16 protein-coding genes and 1 CRISPR repeat array are annotated in these 21,613 nt (G+C 55.3%); of the genes, 4 read left to right on the top strand and 12 right to left on the bottom strand.

All coding sequences use genetic code 11. The annotated features are described in order from the left end of the window. Positions 1–7: 7 nt before the first annotated feature. The 9 genes from cas6f to clpS form a co-directional block, all read right to left on the bottom strand. Positions 8–562 carry a type I-F CRISPR-associated endoribonuclease Cas6/Csy4 gene (cas6f, locus tag BFG58_RS07075; protein WP_069719515.1) on the bottom strand — a complete coding sequence of 185 codons (555 nt, stop codon included), beginning with the start codon at positions 560–562 and terminating at the stop codon, positions 8–10. Between the two features lie 9 nt (positions 563–571). Then, on the bottom strand, positions 572–1,570 hold the full coding sequence (gene csy3 / locus BFG58_RS07080) for a type I-F CRISPR-associated protein Csy3 (protein ID WP_069719516.1): 999 nt from the start codon (positions 1,568–1,570) through the stop codon (positions 572–574). A gap of 13 nt (positions 1,571–1,583) precedes the next feature. Continuing rightward, positions 1,584–2,519: a type I-F CRISPR-associated protein Csy2 gene (csy2, locus tag BFG58_RS07085; RefSeq protein ID WP_069719517.1), complete on the bottom strand. Its 936-nt coding sequence runs from the start codon at positions 2,517–2,519 to the stop codon at positions 1,584–1,586. Next, positions 2,516–3,826 carry a type I-F CRISPR-associated protein Csy1 gene (gene csy1 / locus BFG58_RS07090; protein WP_069719518.1) on the bottom strand — a complete coding sequence of 437 codons (1,311 nt, stop codon included), beginning with the start codon at positions 3,824–3,826 and terminating at the stop codon, positions 2,516–2,518. Before csy1 ends, csy2 begins: the two co-directional genes overlap by 4 nt. A 16-nt stretch (positions 3,827–3,842) precedes the next feature. Continuing rightward, a complete protein-coding gene (gene cas3f / locus BFG58_RS07095) occupies positions 3,843–7,076 on the bottom strand; it encodes a type I-F CRISPR-associated helicase Cas3f (protein ID WP_069719519.1) in 3,234 nt (1,077 codons plus the stop codon). Beyond that, a complete protein-coding gene (gene cas1f / locus BFG58_RS07100) occupies positions 7,073–8,056 on the bottom strand; it encodes a type I-F CRISPR-associated endonuclease Cas1f (protein WP_069719520.1) in 984 nt (327 codons plus the stop codon). Before cas1f ends, cas3f begins: the two co-directional genes overlap by 4 nt. A gap of 273 nt (positions 8,057–8,329) precedes the next feature. Next, positions 8,330–9,442: a CRISPR direct-repeat array (repeat unit 28 nt; unit sequence TTTCTAAGCTGCCTGTACGGCAGTGAAC). A gap of 174 nt (positions 9,443–9,616) precedes the next feature. Beyond that, complete coding sequence (locus tag BFG58_RS07105) at positions 9,617–10,054, bottom strand: hypothetical protein (RefSeq protein WP_069719521.1); 438 nt, start codon at positions 10,052–10,054, stop codon at positions 9,617–9,619. Positions 10,055–10,497: 443 nt separating this feature from the next. Further along, a complete protein-coding gene (gene clpA / locus BFG58_RS07110; RefSeq protein WP_014831269.1) occupies positions 10,498–12,777 on the bottom strand; it encodes an ATP-dependent Clp protease ATP-binding subunit ClpA in 2,280 nt (759 codons plus the stop codon). Between the two features lie 27 nt (positions 12,778–12,804). Beyond that, positions 12,805–13,125: an ATP-dependent Clp protease adapter ClpS gene (gene clpS / locus BFG58_RS07115; protein WP_006174393.1), complete on the bottom strand. Its 321-nt coding sequence runs from the start codon at positions 13,123–13,125 to the stop codon at positions 12,805–12,807. A 267-nt stretch (positions 13,126–13,392) separates the two neighbouring features. Between clpS and cspD the strand changes: the two genes are divergently transcribed. After that, positions 13,393–13,614, top strand: a complete 222-nt coding sequence (gene cspD, locus BFG58_RS07120) for a cold shock-like protein CspD (RefSeq protein WP_008499993.1) — start codon at positions 13,393–13,395, stop codon at positions 13,612–13,614. A 70-nt stretch (positions 13,615–13,684) separates the two neighbouring features. Here the strand turns inward: cspD and macB are convergent, their stop codons facing one another. Both macB and macA read right to left on the bottom strand, forming a co-directional pair. Next, the gene (macB, locus tag BFG58_RS07125) at positions 13,685–15,625 is read right to left on the bottom strand and encodes a macrolide ABC transporter ATP-binding protein/permease MacB (protein WP_045908399.1); all 1,941 of its coding nucleotides are present in this window, start codon (positions 15,623–15,625) and stop codon (positions 13,685–13,687) included. Then, positions 15,622–16,737, bottom strand: coding sequence for a macrolide transporter subunit MacA (macA, locus tag BFG58_RS07130; RefSeq protein WP_069719522.1), 1,116 nt, complete (start codon positions 16,735–16,737; stop codon positions 15,622–15,624). Before macA ends, macB begins: the two co-directional genes overlap by 4 nt. 159 nt (positions 16,738–16,896) lie before the next feature. On the opposite strand from macA, the gene BFG58_RS07135 reads away from it, so the two are divergent. Beyond that, entirely contained in the window at positions 16,897–17,853 is a 957-nt protein-coding gene (locus BFG58_RS07135; RefSeq protein WP_048027158.1) for a VirK/YbjX family protein, read from the top strand. Here the strand turns inward: BFG58_RS07135 and BFG58_RS07140 are convergent. Further along, complete coding sequence (locus BFG58_RS07140) at positions 17,850–19,508, bottom strand: ATP-dependent endonuclease (protein ID WP_048027155.1); 1,659 nt, start codon at positions 19,506–19,508, stop codon at positions 17,850–17,852. The genes BFG58_RS07135 and BFG58_RS07140 overlap by 4 nt on opposite strands. Positions 19,509–19,798: 290 nt before the next feature. Between BFG58_RS07140 and aqpZ the strand changes: the two genes are divergently transcribed. Both aqpZ and BFG58_RS07150 read left to right on the top strand, forming a co-directional pair. Next, positions 19,799–20,494, top strand: a complete 696-nt coding sequence (gene aqpZ / locus BFG58_RS07145) for an aquaporin Z (RefSeq protein WP_008499998.1) — start codon at positions 19,799–19,801, stop codon at positions 20,492–20,494. A gap of 169 nt (positions 20,495–20,663) precedes the next feature. After that, the gene (locus BFG58_RS07150; RefSeq protein WP_069719523.1) at positions 20,664–21,563 is read left to right on the top strand and encodes a lysine exporter LysO family protein; all 900 of its coding nucleotides are present in this window, start codon (positions 20,664–20,666) and stop codon (positions 21,561–21,563) included. The last annotated feature ends 50 nt before the right edge of the window (positions 21,564–21,613 follow it).

The following is a 21,613-nucleotide window of genomic DNA, read 5'->3' on the forward strand; positions in this document are numbered from 1 at the left end:
ATGCATATCAGAACCAGGGAACCGTCGCCGTCGCGCTAAGACCGTAGGTCGTAAACGTCCCCGCGACAGGCGAGGAGAGCAATTCTCCATGACAAATAAAGAGCTTAAACGTCTGGCCCGTAGAAAGGCTGCGCAAGTTTAGCCAGGGTAAATCCGTCCTCGCCTCCTGCATCGTCAGAAGACGTTGTTGCGCCTCCTCCTCTGTCAACCATCCTTTTTTCACTGAACGCCGCATAAGCCGATGCGCGCTGCTTTTAACCTGAACGCGACTCACGCAGCGCCATTGATTGACGGCAGGTACAGGCTGTATTCCCGAGGACAAGCAATAGTCACTTAATCCTTTTCGCCAGGACAATGCTTCAAGATCGCTTAATGCCAGATGATGACCGTGTACGCGTAATACGGGCCCAGGCTTAAGGCCATATGCCGGGAAGCTGATCCCAATATCCCCCTGCCCTCGTTGTCCCAGCGCGCGGTGCAGTTTGGCCACCAGCGCAGCCATCAGCATCTCCTCGCTGAACTCCGGATCGGGCAGAACGCGGATCTCAAGATAGTGATCCATAGCCACTCCTTAGTCGCCCTTCTCACCGAAAACGCCACCGCGGATCAGAACGGCCATGACGTAATGCTGCTGCTCAACCTCAGGTTTCAGTCCTTTCGTCACCCAGTTATCCAGCAAGGTGTAGAAGTCCATTTTCTCTTTCGGTTGACGACAAGCCACACCGCGGCTGGTGACTGAGCCGTACGGCTCAATGGCGATAGCGCCCAGCGCATCTACCTGAGGATGCCAGGTATCGATAGTTCGAATGGCATTCCCGATTTTCTGCGAATGCATGCCCGCAACACTGTCTACCTGATACAACAGACGGCTCTTGCTGCTGTTGCTGTCCAGAACCAGTTCCTGCGACGGGAAGATCTCCTGCCCGGCACCGAGCAGTACCTGCGCTTCGACGTTCAACAGCACAAAACCTTCACCGCAAAGTCCTTTTTCGATTTCCTTCGCCAGCGCGTTTAGGCTCTCGTCGCTGGCTGTAAAATCTCGCAGTGCATAATTGTATGCATCAAACGTCCACGACTTACTGCCCGTCACGTTCACGATGATTTTTTCAGCACCGACGCGGTTGCGCCATAAAAAACGGCCGTTCGCCAGGTTAGTTGCGTAACGGCGCGCCAGTTCGGCAAAACCGTGTTCATTGATGTAGCCATCGATAACCTGCTGAAGTTCATCCTGATACGCGCGGTCATTACAGACAGAAGGCGTCGACAGGTTTCCCAGCACGCGCAGGGTAAATTTCACCTTCAGGGTATCTGCATCGGCAGGCAGCGCCGCCACATCCACACGCTGCAGGTTCGCTTTCTGGATCTCAGCATCCAGTTTTGCCGGATCGTTGGTTAGCGCGTTTTTCAGACGGTTAGAAATGGTGCCACGCACCGCTTTTTCCTGGATGCGGATCGGTTGCCACTGCTTACCCTCCCAGCTTCCGGAATACATCACCGCATCCGAGATTGCCAGCTTACGTTCAAATGCCAGTACGGATGCCGTTTTAACGGCAGTTGGAGCCTTTGCCATAGATAAGTCCTTTTTAATTAAGATGTTCAGTTGTCACCGGCGCGCCCGCGCCCTGACAGTAGTAGCCTGTTTCTGTCGTGCGATAACGCCAGAAAATCTCTTCCAGTGACCGAATCCGGTGCAGACCGCACCACTCGCCCACGCCATACACCGCTTCGGTAAATGCAAAGGGCGTTTCTGCATCGCGTGCGTTTGCAACGATGCCCGGCGCGTAGAGTTCAGAGATGCGCTGATAGCCCGTCATCAACGGCACCAGATAACCGGGGTGGGGTTTAGGAACAACGTGCCAGTTGGCCGGTTCGCCTTCCTGGATATTGCTATCCTCTGGCGTTTTTGCCTGTATTTTTAGTGCGGCAAAATCCAGCCAGGCGTCGAGAAGCGTTGCATCCGGGTTATGTTCAAGCAGAGTCTTATGATGCTCGCCCAGCCAGCTGCTGCGATCCCGCAAGGCAAAGCCCGGCATCAGTTGCCACTTTAATCGCCCCATCTCCTGACCGCTGGCAGGCATCGCCATAACCGAAATGTCCTGGATATTGACGATGATTCCCCCCGCCAGTCGGAGCGTCGGACATACCTGTCTGAGATGCTCGACAAGGTCGCGCTGACCGTATTCGCCATTTGGAATTTCCCCGTGACACTCCAGCAGCAGTGAAACCGTCATGTGCATGCGCCCCTCTTCATTAAAGGAGGCCGTTTTCGCTTCCCGTGTGAGCGGGTTGCGGGTCAGGGCAAATTGATAATCGCGGCCAGAGGTATGCGCGTGGATCTGGTGTTCGTGACTGACGACAGCACAGCCATCAATGCGCAGCCCGTGCGTTTCCTTCAACCTGCGGGACAGCACATGGGTAAATCCCAGGAAATGGGTAATGGCGGGGAAACCGTAAGTCAGGCCAGCAATTGCGTTGGCGTTTTCGACGCTGATATGGCGAAGCAGGATCAAGGAACTCATTTCAGCGCCTCCCGGATAATTTTTTCCATCTCACGTAAGTTGCTGCGTAAACGTTCACGGGTTTGCCATTCACGCTGTTCCACATACCCCACATCCTTCAATGCCTTGCTCAGGCGCCCGTTAAGCCACAGGGCAAAATCTGTCGCGACGCTTACCTGCCAGTCGTCTTTATCCCGCTCGAGACGAAAAGCCTCATCGGTTTTGGTGCGCCAGGGATCGAGCCAGAGTTGTTGATGACTGACTAGTCGTTCGCACGAGAGCGTCCAGTTTTGCCACGTATCACGCTGTAGTTCCGATGCGACCACAAAGAGCAGATCGATAAGCGCATCAATGTATTCATCACGCGCTTCGCGAATACGGACGTTGGTGTAATCACCGGTTCTGGTCAATAAAGACACAAGCAATTGAACAGTGCTGTTTGCACGCCGATCAAACTGACCACCTGAAGTGAAAATAGAACGTAACGTCGTCGGCGGCTTTTCTGTTTTTTTCCACTGCGGAGGCTGACAGGAAAGCAGCCAGCTACGCCCCCCGCGCACGCTGTTGAGATAGGAAATGTTTTGCGGTTTGGTGCCACCAAAGTGTATTTCCGCTGAATCCGGGAAAAGCGTCAGCGGAGTGGGATGCCAGGTTTTTTCCCGGCGTGCTTTCCAGATAGCTTTAACATCGTCGCCAAAACGGAAGGCAATCATTTTCTGATGCATGGCGTGAACAAGCGAGGTGGCAAATAACGGGCTCAACAGATGGTAATTTTCACCTACCGGGAAATACCCCTGTTTAGCCAACTTGTGCGAAGCGGGTTCGCCGGGCGTTAACGCACGGGAAAAACCCGCAATCCATTCACGCCGTTGGTTCGCCTCATCGGTAAAAGCGGCCAGCGCAGCGTGATCACCACGTTTCAGGCTCGCCAGTAGAGAATCACCACCGTTAACCCGTGTTTGCAGCAATTTCGCAACGTCCAGCGCAGCAGCGTTTCCCACGGCATCCGGTTCCAGACCTGACAACGCAGCGGTGCAGAGATACCCTTCCTGCGCCACTGCCTCGCTGTAAATACTGCTACTTTTTGAATCCCCGTGGGTAAATTTCGCCGCATGCGTCACGAGGTTAATTTGTCCGGCTCGCTTCGCGGCATCCGTCAGCCAGGCTTTCGGTTCATAGCGAAGCTCCAGATCCCGCCGTTCTGCCGCAATCGTCGCGCTCTCTTCAGCGCTACGCTTTGCGGCTTCTTTATCAAATGCTTCCAGCTTTGTTTGCCGTCGTCCGGCAATGTACTCAGCGATGAAAGCGCTTAGTGCTTCAACTGACATACTCGCTCCTGGCTCTTTATCGATATTCCCTGAACACACCCAACACCGGGTGATACAGCCATTGTTCCGTCTCCTCCTCCCTGCTGACTCTTAACGTAATTTCGCCATACCGTCGCGATACCGCGGCCAGCTCCATCTGTCTTGCCTCGGCCAGCGCCTGTAATACCTCGCCATACTCAATCGCCATCCACGGTTCTACGCCACGAGCCATCGATAAGGTCTTCTCGCAAAACCGTCCCGCAGGCTTTAACACTCCGTTTTCCTGCATCAGGCAAAACTCAGGTTGATCACCTTCCTCTTCCATACTCAAAAAGAAAGTGTCCTGCGGCGACGAGCGGCGAAACGGTGTACGTCTCTGAAGCTCGCCGTTCCACGTCAGCGGCAGCCGCCACCACGAGGCGGCAACTGCATCTGTGCCCAGCTCTGCGCCCAACAACGCGGCGCGCAAGCGAGCATGCTCCAGCGCCGCCAGTGCATTGCCGGGAAAATTTTCAACGATGCGCGGGATCGCATTCAGCGTGCGATAGCTCTCTTCGCTGAGCAGTTCCCGGAGATCGTGGTGAGGCAGAAGATGATGCTCGGTTTCAAAACCGGGTCGGCAGTAAGCGATCTTTTCTCCGCGAAGCGCGCGAACGTTACGTTCCAGAATCACCAGATTTTCGTTGTCAGGAACGATCTGACGATGGCGCTGAATACGCCCCGCAAACTGAATAAGCGAACGCATTGAACTCGGCTCAATAATCCCCCAGTCGGCATCAAAATCGCGCCCGACCTCCAGAACAGAAGTTCCCAGCACGACAAAGAGGTGATGTTGTTCCGGTGACATCAGCGCCTGCTTAACGTCAGGCAACTGCCAGACCTGCTCCGGTTCGTGTCGCGTGAACGCCGCGTCGAGACGTTTTTCAATGGCCGCCCGCACCGCCAGCGGGTGCTGGCTGTGGTACACACAATAATGAATACGATGGTTGTCCGGGGATGGTAATGCCATCAGCGCCTGCGCGACGGCAACCAGCGGATTGATATTGGCCATCCTCACCAGACCAAACGACACGGTTTTGCCGCTTTTGTGCGTGCTGCGATGATCGCCGTGCAGCGCGATCATTTGCTGGTGCAACGTCTGTGCCAGCGCAGAGACAACATCGGCATTACGGCAAGATTGCGGTATTACTGCGGCCAACTTACCCAGACGAAGCCGGGGTTGGTCTGGCAGACGTTTAATCCGCTGCCTGACAAAATCGTCATGTGCCTGACGAAATTGAGCATCGTCGGCCACATCCTGCGACTGCGCGCCATACTCATCAAACCAGGCGCAGCAGATACTCGTCAGTCTGTCCGACTGGCCGGACGCCGTCTGCCAGGCTTTGCGCCCTTCCCGATAGGCTTCAAACAGCGCTTCCGTTAAGGCGGGGGGTAATGTTGCAGAGGAAAGCAGCACGCGCGAGCCGAGCATTCCCGCCCAGTTCACCAGCCTACAAAGGGCGTGCAAATCATCAACGTCAAAATCGTCAGGCTCATCAAGCACCAGATCGCTGGTCAGCAGGCGCAGCATGGCAGGGATCTGCCTGCCGCCGCGCACGCCTTCCGTTGCCGGCATCAGATGATCGATAGTTGTCACCAGCACCGGGGCACTGACCTGACGATTGAGCATCGGTTCTTTCGCCAGCCACTGCTGCGCGATACCGCTACTGGTGGCACCTTCGTAATGCACGTAATGGTGGCTGGCGAAGAATGTTTCGTCGCTGGCGCTGTTGGTATCTTCAGCATCATTGCCCTGATACAGTTCCTTCACTGCCGCAGCACCGGTCACCACGGCCAGCGTGTCGTCATCCAGCCCCAGGCGCGACTGCAGAGCCTGACCCGTCTGCAGCGTCAGCGTGCGTAACCCCAGCGCGACGCTGAAACGGCACCCTTCCTGCTCATCCGCCAGAGCGTACATAATTCGGGCATTGGCAAAGGTTTTACCGCATCCGGTCGAGGCCATATTGAGGCCGAAGAAGCCTTGCCCGGCACTCTTCTCGCGCAGAGAAGACGCCACGTCCCACGCCTTGTTTTGCCAGTGAAAACGCGGATCTTTCGCCCTCTCCCGAAACGTTTTATGCCGGGCGATGGCGGGCAATGAACGGCGCAACGCCGGAAGAGAACGTCCCATCAACAGCGCCTGATGGGCGACACCGACATTGTGCTCATCAAGTTTTTGCTTAAGCAGTCCGGACTGGCGGTCGCTGTTGGCCCAGCACGGGACGGCATTATCCTGCCATCCGGAATAAGCGGGTTGCGAGGAGTAAACGTGATCGGCCAGCATCAGCGACAGGCGGGCGAGATGGAGGATAAAAAGATTATCCAGCGATCCCGCCTGAAGTAGCGCGGGCAGGTTCCGGATGCGTTTACCAATCTGGCGGGCCTTCTCGCGCCAGGTTTGACTTCTTAGCGGTGTGCCGTGGGGGAATTTCCAGACATTTTTAAAATCACGCTCTTTCCACTGATGTTTTTCATTGGATTTATGATTAAGCGCGTTCCAGTCTGCATTTAGCTGCCGCTCAAGCCAGCCTTCGCTGTACAGTAACGAGGATTTTGCCGGGTACGGTTGAGGTAAACGATGGTGCGATAGTATTAGCCACGCCACCACCCTGGCGACAGGGGGCAATTTTTCGAGCGGGCTATTGCTCCACTCTACCCTGTCCATCTTCAACACTTTCAGCATGCACTTTTCATCAGCGGCTTTAAGCTGTGTCAACGATGCCAGCCACTGCGCATCCGTTTGCTCTCCCACAAACGCCTCGAACAGACGAACCGAAATCCACTCATGTCGATACGGCTGGCAAACGTGCTGGCTTTCCCCCTTAAGCGTTTGCTGGAAGCACATCCCCGCTTTGCCAAAATCATGAAAAAGCCCGGCGATAGCCGCCAGCAAGGCGATACTTTCCGCACTTTGCCAGCGGTGTTCCCCGTCATTGCGGATAATTTGCATCGTCGTGCGATTCGTAGGCACGCGCCCTTGCGCGTTAAAGCGACGCAAATTCCCGACTATCCACAACAGCTCGCTTTGACCGTTTTTTTTCAGCCAGTGGCAGGCCACAGCGGTATTACGGCGTGCCGTTTTACGCAGCAGGTTGCGCAGCGTGTTAACGCCTTCCATCGTTATCGTCGTCTGCCACGCGGCATCCCCAGTACGTTCAGCAAACTGATCGATAATCTGACAGCTTTGCTCGCGCGCGCGTTTGGTGCACCGGGAGATAATCAGCACATTCATTTTGCGACGCCAGCCAGTAATTGCGAGGTGTCCTGCAAGGTGGTGATCATCACATCCAGCGCATCAGACTGTTGAAACGCGTTGATGCAGCGCTGACGAAACTGTTGACTATCCTCACCCTCCATAGCCGCAATAAACGCCTGCGGCATAATGAGGGCGTCTTTGATTAGATCGGCAATATCAAAAACCAGCCCGCCGCGCCGCGTTTTACCGTGCATGACTGCCAGACCGTGAGGAATGCCCGTGACCCAGGCCGCGACGGCCGCCAGCCCGTAGGCCAGATAGTTACCCTGATCGAGAAAACGGTTGGCCACATCCGCCCCACCACCGCGTTTGGCGCGGGTAAAGCTGCCATAACCCACCGTCTGACTGGTCAGTTTGTAGAGCGATTTTGTAAGCTGCGCTTCCTGGAGCATCAGTGAGGTGTGATCCTGTGCGTTTTCCATGCCCGTTCTGGCCCGATCCAGAATAGTCTCCAGCGCGACCTTATCAGGCTGAAAAGACGTGACCCGATGCATCCGCAGCCTCTCCCACTGTTTTTCAATTTGCTGTAAACGGACAAACTGAAAATGCTTTGCCGCCTGCAGACGTTTTTCTTCATCAAACCAGAATGAGACCCAGTTTTGTAAATATGCGGTCGGGCGGTATTCGCTTTGCGGGCTGAGCCATGAGACGTCAATGTCCACCTCGTTCGCAGAATAAAGCGGCGTGCCATCCGTTCCACAGAAACCGACCATCACGCCAGCCCGGGCAAACTCCCGCATTGCCATTTGCGTAACGGATGTTCCCATTCCCAGCATCACTGCCGTGGTATTCGCGATGGGAATATTCCAGTAAAACGACTCCCTGCCTTCCTGGGTGACATATTCAACACGCCCACCATTTACCTGGATGCGACATTTCTCCAGATAATAAATGTTGGCGCGTTTCGAATGCAGGATAGTTTTTAAATCTGTTGGGGTAATGCTGTTTGCAGGCATAGCAACGGCTTTTATTTCAAGGTGTTGAATGCGGGTATGTTATCGGAGATAAGATGAAAACAAATGTGACGGGTATCAAATGAATAGTAATTATCGTGATAATAAAACTGAAGATCACCATTCAATTTAATGCATTATTTTTACAGATAATATATTGGCTAGAATATAATTAGTGCGTGAATGAATTTTTTATTCATTGTGAAAAATAAAGAATGTGGGTTTGATAGTATTAAGTTTTAAATAGGTAAGCTGAATGTTTTAGAGAGTTGTTTTTGGTTGTGCTGCCTGTGCGGCAGTGAACAGCGTCCTGTGTGTTGGTTGCCTTTGGGTGAATTTCTAAGCTGCCTGTACGGCAGTGAACGTACATCCTCGGATTCGGACATAATGACAATCTTTCTAAGCTGCCTGTACGGCAGTGAACCGCTGCCGGAGTTCCGGCGGTTGGTGGAGTGCTTTCTAAGCTGCCTGTACGGCAGTGAACAAAATGAAACATTGTTGATTCAAAGTGAATTGTTTCTAAGCTGCCTGTACGGCAGTGAACAAGCTGTTCTGTCGCATGCCGGTGACCTGCCTTTTCTAAGCTGCCTGTACGGCAGTGAACTCAATGCCAGAACATACCGACCCAAATTTAATTTTCTAAGCTGCCTGTACGGCAGTGAACGTATGAGGACGAGGGCATATTCACGCTGTTTCATTTCTAAGCTGCCTGTACGGCAGTGAACCGATAGCGTCCGCGGCGTTTTCATCATCCCAGTTTCTAAGCTGCCTGTACGGCAGTGAACCGGCGGTGAACATCAATCCGGCTGGCTACAGTTTTCTAAGCTGCCTGTACGGCAGTGAACATAATGATGCCGCTTTATTCGAGGCAGCATCAGTTTCTAAGCTGCCTGTACGGCAGTGAACAGCGATCAGATTAAGCGCAAGATGGGCTACAATTTCTAAGCTGCCTGTACGGCAGTGAACATTACGCTCCAGCTCCGTCGCTCCGTGGCTACTTTCTAAGCTGCCTGTACGGCAGTGAACATGATTAGTCGGGGCTAGGTCGAAACCTGTTAATTTCTAAGCTGCCTGTACGGCAGTGAACTTAACCCAAAACGAAGACAGCCGGATGCGGCGGTTTCTAAGCTGCCTGTACGGCAGTGAACAGTTGGCCGGTGGCAAGCGCATCAGGGTTTAATTTCTAAGCTGCCTGTACGGCAGTGAACCAGCGCAACAGAGCTCGCGAACGTAGCGGCACCTTTCTAAGCTGCCTGTACGGCAGTGAACGCTTGATACGCTGGTTTCGGCGGCTGCACCCATTTCTAAGCTGCCTGTACGGCAGTGAACGGCCAGCCGGTCAGCATGGTCGGCGGCCGTTCTTTCTAAGCTGCCTGTACGGCAGTGAACTGAAAGGAAACAACGCCATCTTATTGTTAGCAAACAAAATAATCAACTTTTACGCATAAAACCCTTTTTCTTGGACGTAAATTATTACCATATAAATCAATATGTTACGTAAACATCAGAAAAAAGGGTTTAAACCAATGGCGTCAGAGGCCCTCCCGACGCCTCGGATAGCACTCAGGAAATAATGTGAATTACCGTTTCTGCACTTTGAGGCGCAACGACATCTGCGACCATCGAATGCGCAATGTCATGAAGAAGCCCCGTGAGGTGCGGCAACATATCGCGGTCAAAATGCGACACCAGCAGCACATGGTTTAACGCCCGGCTGTAGTCACATTTCGTTTCGGTATCTTCCAGCAACCACTCTTTTTGTCGCGGTTGTTCCGCTTCGTCCTCAAATTCCACCACCTGAAAATCACGCATGGATTCTGTGAGGCCGGATTTCACCTCTTCCAGGTAAGCTCCGAGGCAACGGCAAACGGGCTGCGTTTGGGGGAGTGATTTGCAGTCGAGAAGGATTTCGGTGAGCAGTTTGCAGCGCTCGGCAAGGGTTGGAAGATCGGGGTTGAGGGAGAGTTCGGTGTAGAGCTGTGAAAAATTGTTATGTTCCATTTGGTTATGACTCCGTGTGAAATGATGAGATCTCCCCCCGAACGCCAACTCAGGTGGCAGACTGAACCGGTTTGGCGTACCGACCCACACGGGAAAATCGGCGCTTCAAAAGAAGCCCCGGTTCAGCCCACCATAATTGAGTCTGCGGATTATATCGCTAGCTTTCAAAAGTGTGAACGAACCTGATGATAGTTGACGTATCAACATCATTTCTCGTGTGTAATCAGGACGCCAATCCCAGTACCTGATTTTGCAGGTGCGCCGCCATTTTATTACTGTGGATTTATCCAGCAACTGACTTCGAAAGAAACTGGAAAGCGCCTCGCAAAATTCCTCTGCGGTCTGTTGCCCTCACCCCAACCCTCTCCCACAGGGAGAGGGAGAAAAGCAGGCATAAAAAAACCGGGCATTCGCCCGGTTTTTAACATTAACGTTCAACTCACTCAGTGAGCCGCTTCCGGCTTGTGCTTCGCCGCACTCTGGAAATCGTACGTCAGTTCGTTCTTCGCCTGGTCCAGCGCCACGGTCACCTGGCCGCCGTCCACCAGCGAGCCAAACAGCAGCTCGTTCGCCAGCGGTTTCTTCAGGTTGTCCTGAATCACACGCGCCATCGGACGGGCGCCCATCGCACGGTCGTAGCCTTTCTCGGCCAGCCAGTTGCGGGCCTCCTGGCTCACTTCCAGCGACACGCCTTTCTGATCCAGCTGAACCTGCAGCTCGACAATGAACTTGTCCACGACCTGATGGATCACCTCAGTAGACAGGTGATCGAACCAGATAATGTTGTCCAGACGGTTACGGAACTCCGGCGTGAAGATCTTCTTGATCTCCTCCATCGCATCGGTGCTGTTATCCTGGTGGATCAGGCCGATAGATTTACGCTCGGTTTCACGTACCCCGGCGTTGGTGGTCATCACCAGCACCACATTACGGAAGTCCGCCTTGCGCCCATTGTTGTCGGTCAGCGTCCCGTTGTCCATCACCTGCAGCAGTATGTTGAACACGTCCGGGTGCGCTTTCTCGATTTCATCGAGCAGCAGTACCGCGTGCGGATGCTTGATCACCGCGTCGGTGAGCAGGCCGCCCTGGTCAAAGCCCACGTATCCCGGAGGCGCACCAATCAAACGGCTGACGGTGTGACGCTCCATATACTCGGACATATCAAAGCGCAGCAGCTCAATGCCCAGCGCTTTGGAGAGCTGAACCGTTACCTCGGTTTTCCCCACGCCGGTTGGGCCGGCAAACAGGAAGGAACCGACAGGCTTGTGCTCATGCCCCAGCCCGGCACGGGCCATCTTAATGGCTTCGGTTAAGGCCTCAATGGCTTTATCCTGACCAAAGACCAGCATTTTCAGGCGATTGCCGAGGGTGCGCAGCGTGTCGCGGTCGCTCTGAGAGACGCTTTTCTCAGGGATACGCGCGATGCGGGCCACCACGGACTCAATATCCGCCACGTTAACGGTTTTCTTACGCTTGCTGGCCGGCATCAGGCGCGCACGCGCCCCTGCCTCATCAATCACGTCAATCGCCTTATCCGGCAGATGACGGTCGTTGATGTATTTCACCGCCAGCTCCACCGCCGCACGTACCGCTTTCGCGGTGTAACGCACGTCGTGGTGCGCTTCGTACTTCGGCTTCAGTCCGTTGATGATCTGCACCGTTTCCTCGACGGACGGTTCGGTCACGTCGATTTTCTGGAAGCGGCGCGCCAGCGCACGGTCTTTCTCAAAGATGTTACTGAACTCCTGGTAGGTGGTGGAGCCAATCACGCGGATCTTGCCGCTGGAGAGCAGCGGTTTGATCAGGTTAGCCGCATCCACCTGGCCACCGGAGGCCGCACCCGCGCCGATGATGGTGTGGATCTCATCGATAAACAGGATGCTGTTGGTGTCCTGCTCCAGCTGTTTTAACAGTGCCTTGAAGCGTTTTTCAAAATCACCGCGGTATTTCGTGCCCGCCAGCAGCGAGCCGATATCCAGCGAGTAGATGGTGCAGTCGGCAATCACTTCCGGCACGTCGCCCTGCACAATGCGCCAGGCAAGCCCTTCGGCAATCGCGGTTTTACCCACGCCAGATTCCCCCACCAGCAGCGGGTTGTTCTTGCGGCGACGGCACAGCACCTGAATCGCGCGCTCCAGCTCTTTATCGCGACCAATCAGCGGGTCGATACCGCCAACGCGAGCAAGCTGATTAAGGTTGGTGGTGAAGTTTTCCATACGATCCTCCCCGCCTGCTTGCTCTTCATTGTTATTGACCTGATTGCTGGAATCCGAGGCCTGGTTAGGCTCGTCTTTGCGCGTTCCGTGAGAGATAAAGTTAACCACATCGAGGCGGCTGACTTCGTGTTTGCGCAGCAGATAGGCAGCCTGTGACTCCTGCTCGCTGAAGATGGCGACTAAGACGTTTGCGCCAGTCACTTCGCTACGTCCGGAAGACTGGACGTGGAATACCGCGCGCTGCAGCACACGCTGGAAGCTGAGCGTCGGCTGCGTGTCGCGCTCCTCTTCACTGGCTGGCAGCACCGGTGTGGTTTGTTCGATGAAGGCTTCGAGTTCCTGACGTAGCGCCACCAGATCCACGGAGCAGGCTTCCAGCGCTTCGCGGGCAGATGGGTTGCTAAGCAGTGCGAGCAGTAAATGCTCGACGGTCATAAACTCATGTCGGTGCTCACGCGCTCTGGCGAAAGCCATGTTTAAACTGAGTTCCAGTTCTTGATTGAGCATAGGCACCTCCCCCAATTTTATGCCTTATCAGGCCTTTTCCAGCGTACACAGCAACGGATGCTCGTTCTCCCTCGCATAGTCGTTCACCATCGCCACTTTGGTTTCCGCCACTTCGGCAGTGAAGATGCCGCAGATAGCTTTGCCACGATAATGAACGGTAAGCATCAGTTGCGTTGCACGTTCTACATCATAAGAAAAGAACTTTTGTAGCACGTCAATAACAAATTCCATCGGCGTGTAATCATCGTTCATTAACATAACTTTATACATAGATGGCGGTTTTAGCGCGTCACGCACTTTGTCTTCCGCCAGCTGGTCAAAATCCAGCCAGTCGTTGGTCTTACCCATTTTGCATAACCACTTTGAATCTACCTCAGATGTTAGATAACAATCATCTATTACTGTCATCCGCGATGTCTGTCACAAACTGTTGCAATAGCGTTAACTGCTTCAAACTTTGGTTGATTATTGTCCCATCTCCAGCGCCAAACGCTTGACGACTTCTTTCGTTTCTCTAAATTGTACAAGCGTGAGATGGCGAGGTTTTGAACAGCCCCCACTCCACCACCGGTTCATTCCATCTTAACTTATAAGATTTACGAAGGATGTCGAAGCATGGAAATGGGTACTGTTAAGTGGTTCAACAACGCCAAAGGGTTTGGCTTCATCTGCCCCGAAGGCGGCGGCGAGGATATCTTCGCTCACTATTCCACCATTCAGATGGATGGTTACAGAACGCTCAAAGCCGGGCAGTCCGTCCGGTTCGATGTACACCAGGGACCAAAAGGCAATCATGCAAGCCTTATCGTCCCCATTGAAGCAGAGACGGTTGCATAGCTCTCTGTTTTATTGTGTACATCCCGCAGTCAAAATGCCAGCCCGATCGGCTGGCATTTTTATTTTCGGGTTATTCCCGAGCCAGCGCATCCACCGGATCCAGCCGCGCCGCGTTGCGGGCGGGCAACCAGCCAAACAAAATGCCGGTAAAGGTTGAACACAAGAATGCGGTAATAATGGCCACCGGCGAGAAGCCAATCTCCCAGCCGGGTAAAAAGAGCTGGAGCGCGAAGGCGATCATCATCGAGAGCGCAATCCCCATCGCACCGCCGACCAGACACACCAGCACGGCTTCAATCAAAAACTGCTGCAGCACGTCGCTGGCTCTGGCCCCGACCGCCATGCGGATGCCAATCTCCCGGGTTCGCTCGGTTACCGACACCAGCATGATGTTCATCACCCCGATACCGCCGACGACCAGCGAAATCACCGCCACCAGCGTGAGGAACAGCTGAAGAGTACGTGTGGTCTTTTCCGCCGTTTTCAAGAGGCCGTCCATATTCCAGGTGAAGAAATCCTTCTTCCCGTGGCGCAGGGTTAACAGCCGCTCAAGCTGCTGTTCGGCCAGCGCGCTGTCGTAGCCCTCCTTCACGCGCACGGTGATGGAGTTGAGCCAGGACTGCCCCATAATCCGCCCGGAGATGGTGGTATAGGGCAGCCAGACGCGCAGGATCTTGCTGCTGCCAAACATCGACTGTTTCTCTTCCGCCACGCCGATGACCGTGGCAGGCATGTTGCCGACCAGGATCACTTCGCCCACCACGTTGGCTTTATTGGGGAAGAGCTGTCTGCGCGAATTCGCGTCCAGCACCACCACCTGCGCCCTGCCCGCCAGTTGCTCGGCGTTGAAGGTGGCACCTTCGCTGAAGGTCATGCCGTAGACGTTGAAATAATCCCCGCTGACGCCGTTCGCGCTGGCAGCCACGTCAACATTGCCCACCCGCAGGCGCAGATTCTGCGACACCGCAGGCGTGGCGGAGTTGACCCACGGCTGCTTCTGAATGGCCGCCAGATCGTCGTATTTCAGCGCCTGCTGATACTGCGGCTCGTCGTCCCCGAAGTCTTTGCCGGGATAGACGTCAATTGTATTGGTGCCGATTGCGCGGATATCGGCCAGCACCAGTTGCTTGGCCGCGTCGCCCACCACCACAATCGACACCACCGAGGCAATACCGATGATGATGCCGAGCATGGTCAGCAGGGTACGCATTTTATTGGCCGCCATCGCCAGCCAGGCCATGGTCAGCGCTTCACGAAAGCCGCTGGAAAATTGTCCCCAGCCGGTTGATGCCGGAAGCACTTCTTTCGGCGCCGCAGCTCTGGACTCACGCGGCGGCGGGTTGCTGACCAGCTCGCCGTCGTGGATCTCAATGATCCGTTCCGCCTGCGCCGCCACCTGCGGATCGTGGGTCACGATGATGACGGTGTGCCCCTGATCGCGCAGCTGGTGCAGGATCGCCATCACCTCTTCGCCGGAATGGCTGTCGAGGGCCCCGGTTGGCTCATCCGCGAGGATCACCTGCCCGCCGTTCATCAGGGCGCGGGCAATACTCACGCGCTGCTGCTGGCCGCCGGACAGCTGCGAAGGCTGGTACTCCACCCGCTCCGCCAGCCCCAGACGCGTCAGCAGCATCTGCGCGCGTTCGAGCCGTTTTTTCCGCTCGACGCCCGCATAGACCGCCGGAACTTCCACGTTCTGCGCGGCATTGAGGTGAGAAAGCAGATGGTAACGCTGGAAGATAAAGCCGAAGTGCTCCCGACGCAGCTTCGCCAGCGCGTCGCCATCCAGCGTGGAGATATCCGTTCCAGCCACGCGATAGGTCCCGCTGGTCGGCTTATCCAGACAGCCGAGAATGTTCATCAGCGTCGATTTACCGGAACCCGATGCCCCGACAATCGCCACCATCTCGCCCGCTTCTACCCGAAGGGAGATGCCTTTTAGCACCTCCACCGGCCCATCGCCCGACGGATAGCTGCGGCGAATGTCCTTCAGCTCAAGCAATGCCGTCATTTCGCGGCTCCGGGCAGGCTTTCACTGACAACAACCTCCTCGCCCTCTTCCAGCCCTTTCACCACCACCACGTCGGTGTCGTTGCGCGCACCAATCACCACTTCGCGCTCGCGCGTTTCGCCGTTGCGCAGCACTTTCACTTTATAGCGGCTCTCCCCGGCGGGTTCACCCAGCGCAGAGAGCGGAATGGTCAGCACGTTCTTCAGACCGGTCAGCTGGATATGCACCTGCGCGGTCATGTCGAGACGCAGCACGCCCTTCGGGTTCGGCACTTCAAAACGGGCATAGTAGAAGATGGCGTCGTTCACTTTTTCCGGCGTCGGCAGAATGTCCTTCAGCACGCCTTCGTAGCGCGTCTGCGGGTCGCCCAGCACCGTAAACCAGGCGTTCTGCCCCGGCTTCAGATGGATCACATCCGCCTCGGAGACCTGGGCTTTGACCAGCATGGTGCTCATGTCCGCCAGCGTCAGAATGTTTGGCGCCTGCTGCGCGGCAATCACCGTCTGCCCCTGCAGCGTAGTGATCTGAGTGACTTCACCGGCCATCGGCGCCACGATCTGGGTGTAGTCGAGGTTGGTTTTCGCCGTATCCAGCGAGGCCTGGTTGCGTTTGATTTGCGCGTCAATCGTGCCAATCTGCGCCTGCTTCACCGCCAGTTCCGTGGTGGCCGTGTCTAAATCCTGCTTCGAGATCGCCTGGGTTTTGGCCAGCGCCTGCTGACGGGTCAGCGTCACCTGGGCCAGGTTACGCTCTGCCTGCGCCTGCGCACGCTGCGCGCGCAGCTCCATCAGCGTGGCTTCCACCTCGCGGATCTGGTTCTCAGCCTGTTCAGGATCGATCACGCCGAGCAGCTGGCCTTTTTTCACCTTATCGCCAATCTCAACCGACAGCGTTTTCAGCTGACCGCTGACCTGCGCGCCGACGTCAACCTTGCGCAGGGCATCAAGCTTACCCGTCGCGAGGACGTTTTGCTGCAGTTCGCCCGGGCGAACAATCAGCGTCTGATACTGCGGCACCGGCGCATTCAGCACCTGCCATAGCCAGTATCCACCGGCTAACACCACGACCGCCAGCAGCAGAAACAGCGTTCTGCGTTTTCCCTTGAGGTTCATAAATATTCCAAATAAATGTTCTGGCAATGATAAATGCTGATTCTATCTAAACGACTCCTCAACGAAACCCCTGTTCTCCGAAATCGTCACAATTTGTTTACGAGACGTTGAACGTTCGCCTGCTGAAATAGAAATCTTCATCAAGAAGCAGGATCTAACATGTCTTCCATCGTCGATACACCTTTTTCAAACCTGCCACAGCCTGCATCGGGTTGGCAGCTCTTCAGTCATCTGGCTTCCGGTAAGCTCACGCCAGGGCTGGCGTGGCAAAACCCCGCCTATCGACGTAAATTCATGCTACGTTCGCTGGCGACGCCTGTAAGTACCGCTCGCCTGTTGACGAGCCTTGCAAAACAGCCGAGCCTGATGCAAATGCTGCAGGTACAGCCAGGACTGCCGTGCCGTCTGCATCGCCCCTGGCTGACGGTGAATATGAATCGCCAGCAGGCCCTTGAGTCCCTTAACTGGCACTATCAAACGATGAGCCGCCATATGCCGGCATCGCTGCTCTCGGGCTATCTGTCGAAAAAGGGCTTCACGCTGCTCACCTTAACCGGTAAAGATGAAGAGCAATTTACCGTCCGCCTGTGCGCCGATGCGTTTCTGGATAAAGAAGGGGAAGCCACCCTCGCCTTCTGCGACCATCAGAATACGGTGCTGGCCGAGATGACCTTCACCCTGTGCCAGTTTGAGGGAAAATCGACGCTGTTTATCGGCGGCCTGCAGGGCGCAAAAGCCCACGTTCCCCATGAGCTGATCCAGGGCGCGACGAAGGCCTGCCATGGTCTGTTCCCGAAACGTCTGCTGGTCGAAGCCGCCATGACGCTCGGCACCGCCTTCCCGGTAGAACAGATTGTCGCCGTCAGTAACGACACCCATATTTATCGCAGCTGGCGCTACCGCAAGAAAAAAGAGGGGAAACTGTTGGCCGATTACGACAGTTTCTGGATCTCCATCGGCGGTGAAAAGCAGGATAGCGGCAACTTTATGCTGCCCCTCGTCATGCCGCGCAAACCGATGGAAGAGATCGCGAGCAAAAAGCGTTCCGAATATCGCCGCCGCTACGCGCTGCTGGATAGCCTGATTCAGCAGGTGAACCAGGCGACACAACGTTAATCCGCTCTCCCGCGTGCCAGCCACAGCACGCGGGAGAACATCTTCCGCAGCAGGGTCGGCACCGCCTCCACGCCCCGCCTCCCCGCTTCCGTCGCCACTTCAATGGCTAAATCCGGTTTTGAAGAACGATGAATAGCTTTGGCGATCACGCGCCGCATGTTCATCGGGACATCGACCGGCACCATGGCAATTCGGTGGAATACGTCGTCGAACCCCTGACGATACATAAAGTGCTCCATGTCCATGGCGGGCAGCATGGTTAAATGGTCGCGCTCTTCTTCTCGCTCGTTATTCAGCAGGCTACGTACGGTCGAGGCATATTTTTTGCCCGCCTCATCACCGTCGACCAGAACGTGCCACTCGATCCCCATCCGGCGGGCAAATTTTATCAGCGGCTTTAATCCCGACTGGGCGAATTCAATCACCTTAATGCCCTCCGCATCAAAATGGTGGCCGCACTGGCGCGCCAGTTCGTTGATGACCCAGGTTTCCGTCTCGCCTTCCACCAGCAGCCAGCAGCGGGCAAAGAGCGACGACGCGCGGTTAAAGCGAATATGAAACGCGATGCGCCGCCCGTCTTCCGCGTTCAATCCTCCAGGCCCTAAGCGGTAGGCGGAGACGCGGGAAGATTCACGCACCAGACGACAGACGTGCTCTACCGGCGTCAGCGATAATAATTCACCGGAATTGGTGGTCGTAATGCGCTGGAGCGGCAGCAGGTTCAGCAGATGCCATGCCACGGAGAGCATGATGGGATGCAGGCGCGTTTCCGGGTCTTCCACCAGCAGCAGCGGCCGGGCGTCCCGGTCAAGACGAACGGTGCCTTTGGCCTGCAGAAGCGTTGAAAACAGCCCCAGCAAAATCACCCGATGGGTACGACCGCCGGGCCGGTCGATCATCCGGTTAATGATATCGAGGTAACGCCAGCTGCGCTGCTCGTCATGAGAGCGGCGGCGCATCAGGCGATGGCGCGACTCCGACGTCCCCTGCTCGGAAAAATAGTGCTCCAGAAGCTGTACCATGGCAGACAGCCCCTGACGAATTTGACCATCGGTCAGATTTTGCGGACGCGACACCAGCTCTCTTGCCAGAAAATCCAGCTCGCGGGCGGTAACTTCCACTTCCGGCATATTCGGGACGGTACCGTTACGTATGCGCCGCATAAAACGCGCGTCGCGCAGGCGCAACACCGGCGTCAGGCGGATCAGGTGGCGGGCCAGATCGTCGATATTGTCCAGCGGGATCGGACTGGCTTTCTCATCAAGAAAATCACGCAGGGTCAACACGCCCTCGTTTTCCGCCATTTCACCCTCCAGCCGATAGAAAATCCGGTGGAAGCCGTCATCGCACGGCACCCAGCAGGGTGACAGCGGGCGGAAGCGACGCACCCGATGCCGTCCGGGCTCGGATTCGCGGAACGTCAGGATGATATGCAGATGCTTCTCGCGCCCCGTCACGTCGCCGGGCGGGAACCAGAAATCGTCGCGAACGAAGTGATACAGATCGTCTTCGGGCGAAAGCAGTAACGTCAGCGCATCCAGCAGGCTGGACTTACCCCACGCGTTCTCGCCGATCAGGACGTTGTTCTGTTCCAGCTGCAGCGACAGGCGGTTAATACCGCGAAACCCGACAATTTCCACACGTTCGAGAAGCATAAATCCCCCGCGCAATGAACACTTTTTCCTTTAAGTTATCAGCAGTATAGCGGGAGGCGCCCTGTCACGACAGCACAACATTCACCGTGGCGAGAATTGGTCTATGCTCTATTTACCGCTGATTTGAACAAGGATTGACATCACATTGCCTTAAATCAAATTAATCGAATTTATTTAAGTGGCGAAGGGGTGTTGTTGGTTTTTAAAATACGGACTCTTTGAGTCGTCATCCCTTTATGGCGATATATCCCGTGCGCGGGAAAGCGTGCGGAAAATTATTTGAGGTGGTTATGTTTAGAAAATTGGCTGCAGAATGCTTTGGTACATTCTGGCTGGTATTTGGTGGCTGCGGTAGCGCCGTTCTGGCAGCAGCATTCCCGGAATTAGGTATCGGTTTTGTCGGCGTCGCGCTGGCATTTGGTTTGACCGTATTAACCATGGCCTTTGCCGTGGGGCATATTTCCGGCGGTCATTTTAACCCGGCAGTAACGTTAGGTTTATGGGCCGGCGGTCGTTTTCCGGCGAAAGAGGTGATTGGTTATATTGTCGCCCAGGTGGTTGGCGGTATTATCGCAGCGGGCGTTCTGTACGTGATTGCCAGCGGTAAAGCCGGGTTCGACGCGGCGGCCAGCGGCTTCGCCTCTAACGGCTTCGGCGAGCATTCTCCGGGCGGTTATTCCATGCTGTCTGCTATCGTGATTGAAATTGTGCTGACCGCAGGCTTCCTGCTGGTGATCCACGGCGCAACCGACAAACACGCGCCAGCAGGCTTTGCCCCTATTGCGATTGGTCTGGCGCTGACCCTTATTCACCTGATTTCGATTCCGGTCACCAACACCTCCGTTAACCCGGCACGCAGTACCGCCGTCGCCATCTTCCAGGGCGGCTGGGCGCTTGAGCAGCTGTGGCTGTTCTGGGTCATGCCGATTATTGGCGGTATTCTGGGTGGCGTGCTGTACCGCACCCTGCTGGAAAAACGCGATTAATTGCGCGCGTGTCGGGCGGCGCTAACGCTTACCCGACCTACGTGAGAGTGCACTTGTAGGCCGGGTAAGGCGCAGCCGCCACCCGGCTTTTTTATTGCTCCTTTACCTGACAGCCTTTATTGGGTAGTGTCTCTGGCGCTCAACAGATACTCAAAAGGACCGGCTGTTCATGTTTTCAGGACTCCTCATTATTCTGCTGCCCCTGATTTTGGGCTACCTTATTCCGCTGCACAGAGAATCCGCATTACGGCTCATCAACCGTTTTCTCAGCTGGATTGTTTACGTCATTCTTTTCTTTATGGGGATAAGCCTGGCCTTCCTGGATAATCTGGCGACGAATCTGCTTTCCATCCTGCATTATTCTGTGGTCACCGTGGTGGTTATTTTGCTGTGTAATATCGCCGCATTATTCTGGCTTGAGCGCACCGTTCCGTGGAAAAACCATCATCATCAGGAAAAGCTGCCTTCCCGAATTGCGATGGCGCTGGAATCATTAAAACTGTGCGGCGTCGTGGTGCTCGGTTTTCTGCTTGGGCTGACCGGCTGGGCGTTTTTACAGCACGCAACAGAGGCCAGTGAATATACGCTGATCTTCCTGCTGTTCCTGATCGGTATCCAGCTGCGAAATAATGGCATGACGCTGAAGCAAATTGTTCTGAACCGTCGGGGAATGATGGTCGCGGTCATTGTTATCGCCAGCTCCATGGTGGCGGGCGTGATTAACGCTTTTATTCTCGACCTGCCGCTGAAAACCGGCCTCGCGATGGCGTCAGGTTTTGGCTGGTATTCCCTCTCCGGTATTTTGCTGACCGAATCATTCGGTCCGGTGATCGGCAGCGCCGCCTTCTTTAACGATCTGGCGCGTGAACTGATCGCCATAATGCTGATCCCGGGACTGGTTCGCCGCAGCCGCTCTACCGCGCTGGGCCTGTGCGGCGCGACGTCGATGGACTTTACCCTGCCAGTGTTACAACGCTCTGGCGGGCTGGAGATGGTGCCCGCCGCCATCGTTCACGGCTTTATTTTAAGCCTGCTGGTTCCGGTTCTGATGGCCGTCTTCTCGGCCTGATACTTCTTTGGCGGTAGGGTTCCTGCCGCCAAAATTGCGCTAAATCAATC

Origin of the sequence: Enterobacter sp. ku-bf2, from assembly GCF_001742765.1 — a bacterium.
GTDB lineage: Bacteria > Pseudomonadota > Gammaproteobacteria > Enterobacterales > Enterobacteriaceae > Enterobacter > Enterobacter quasiroggenkampii.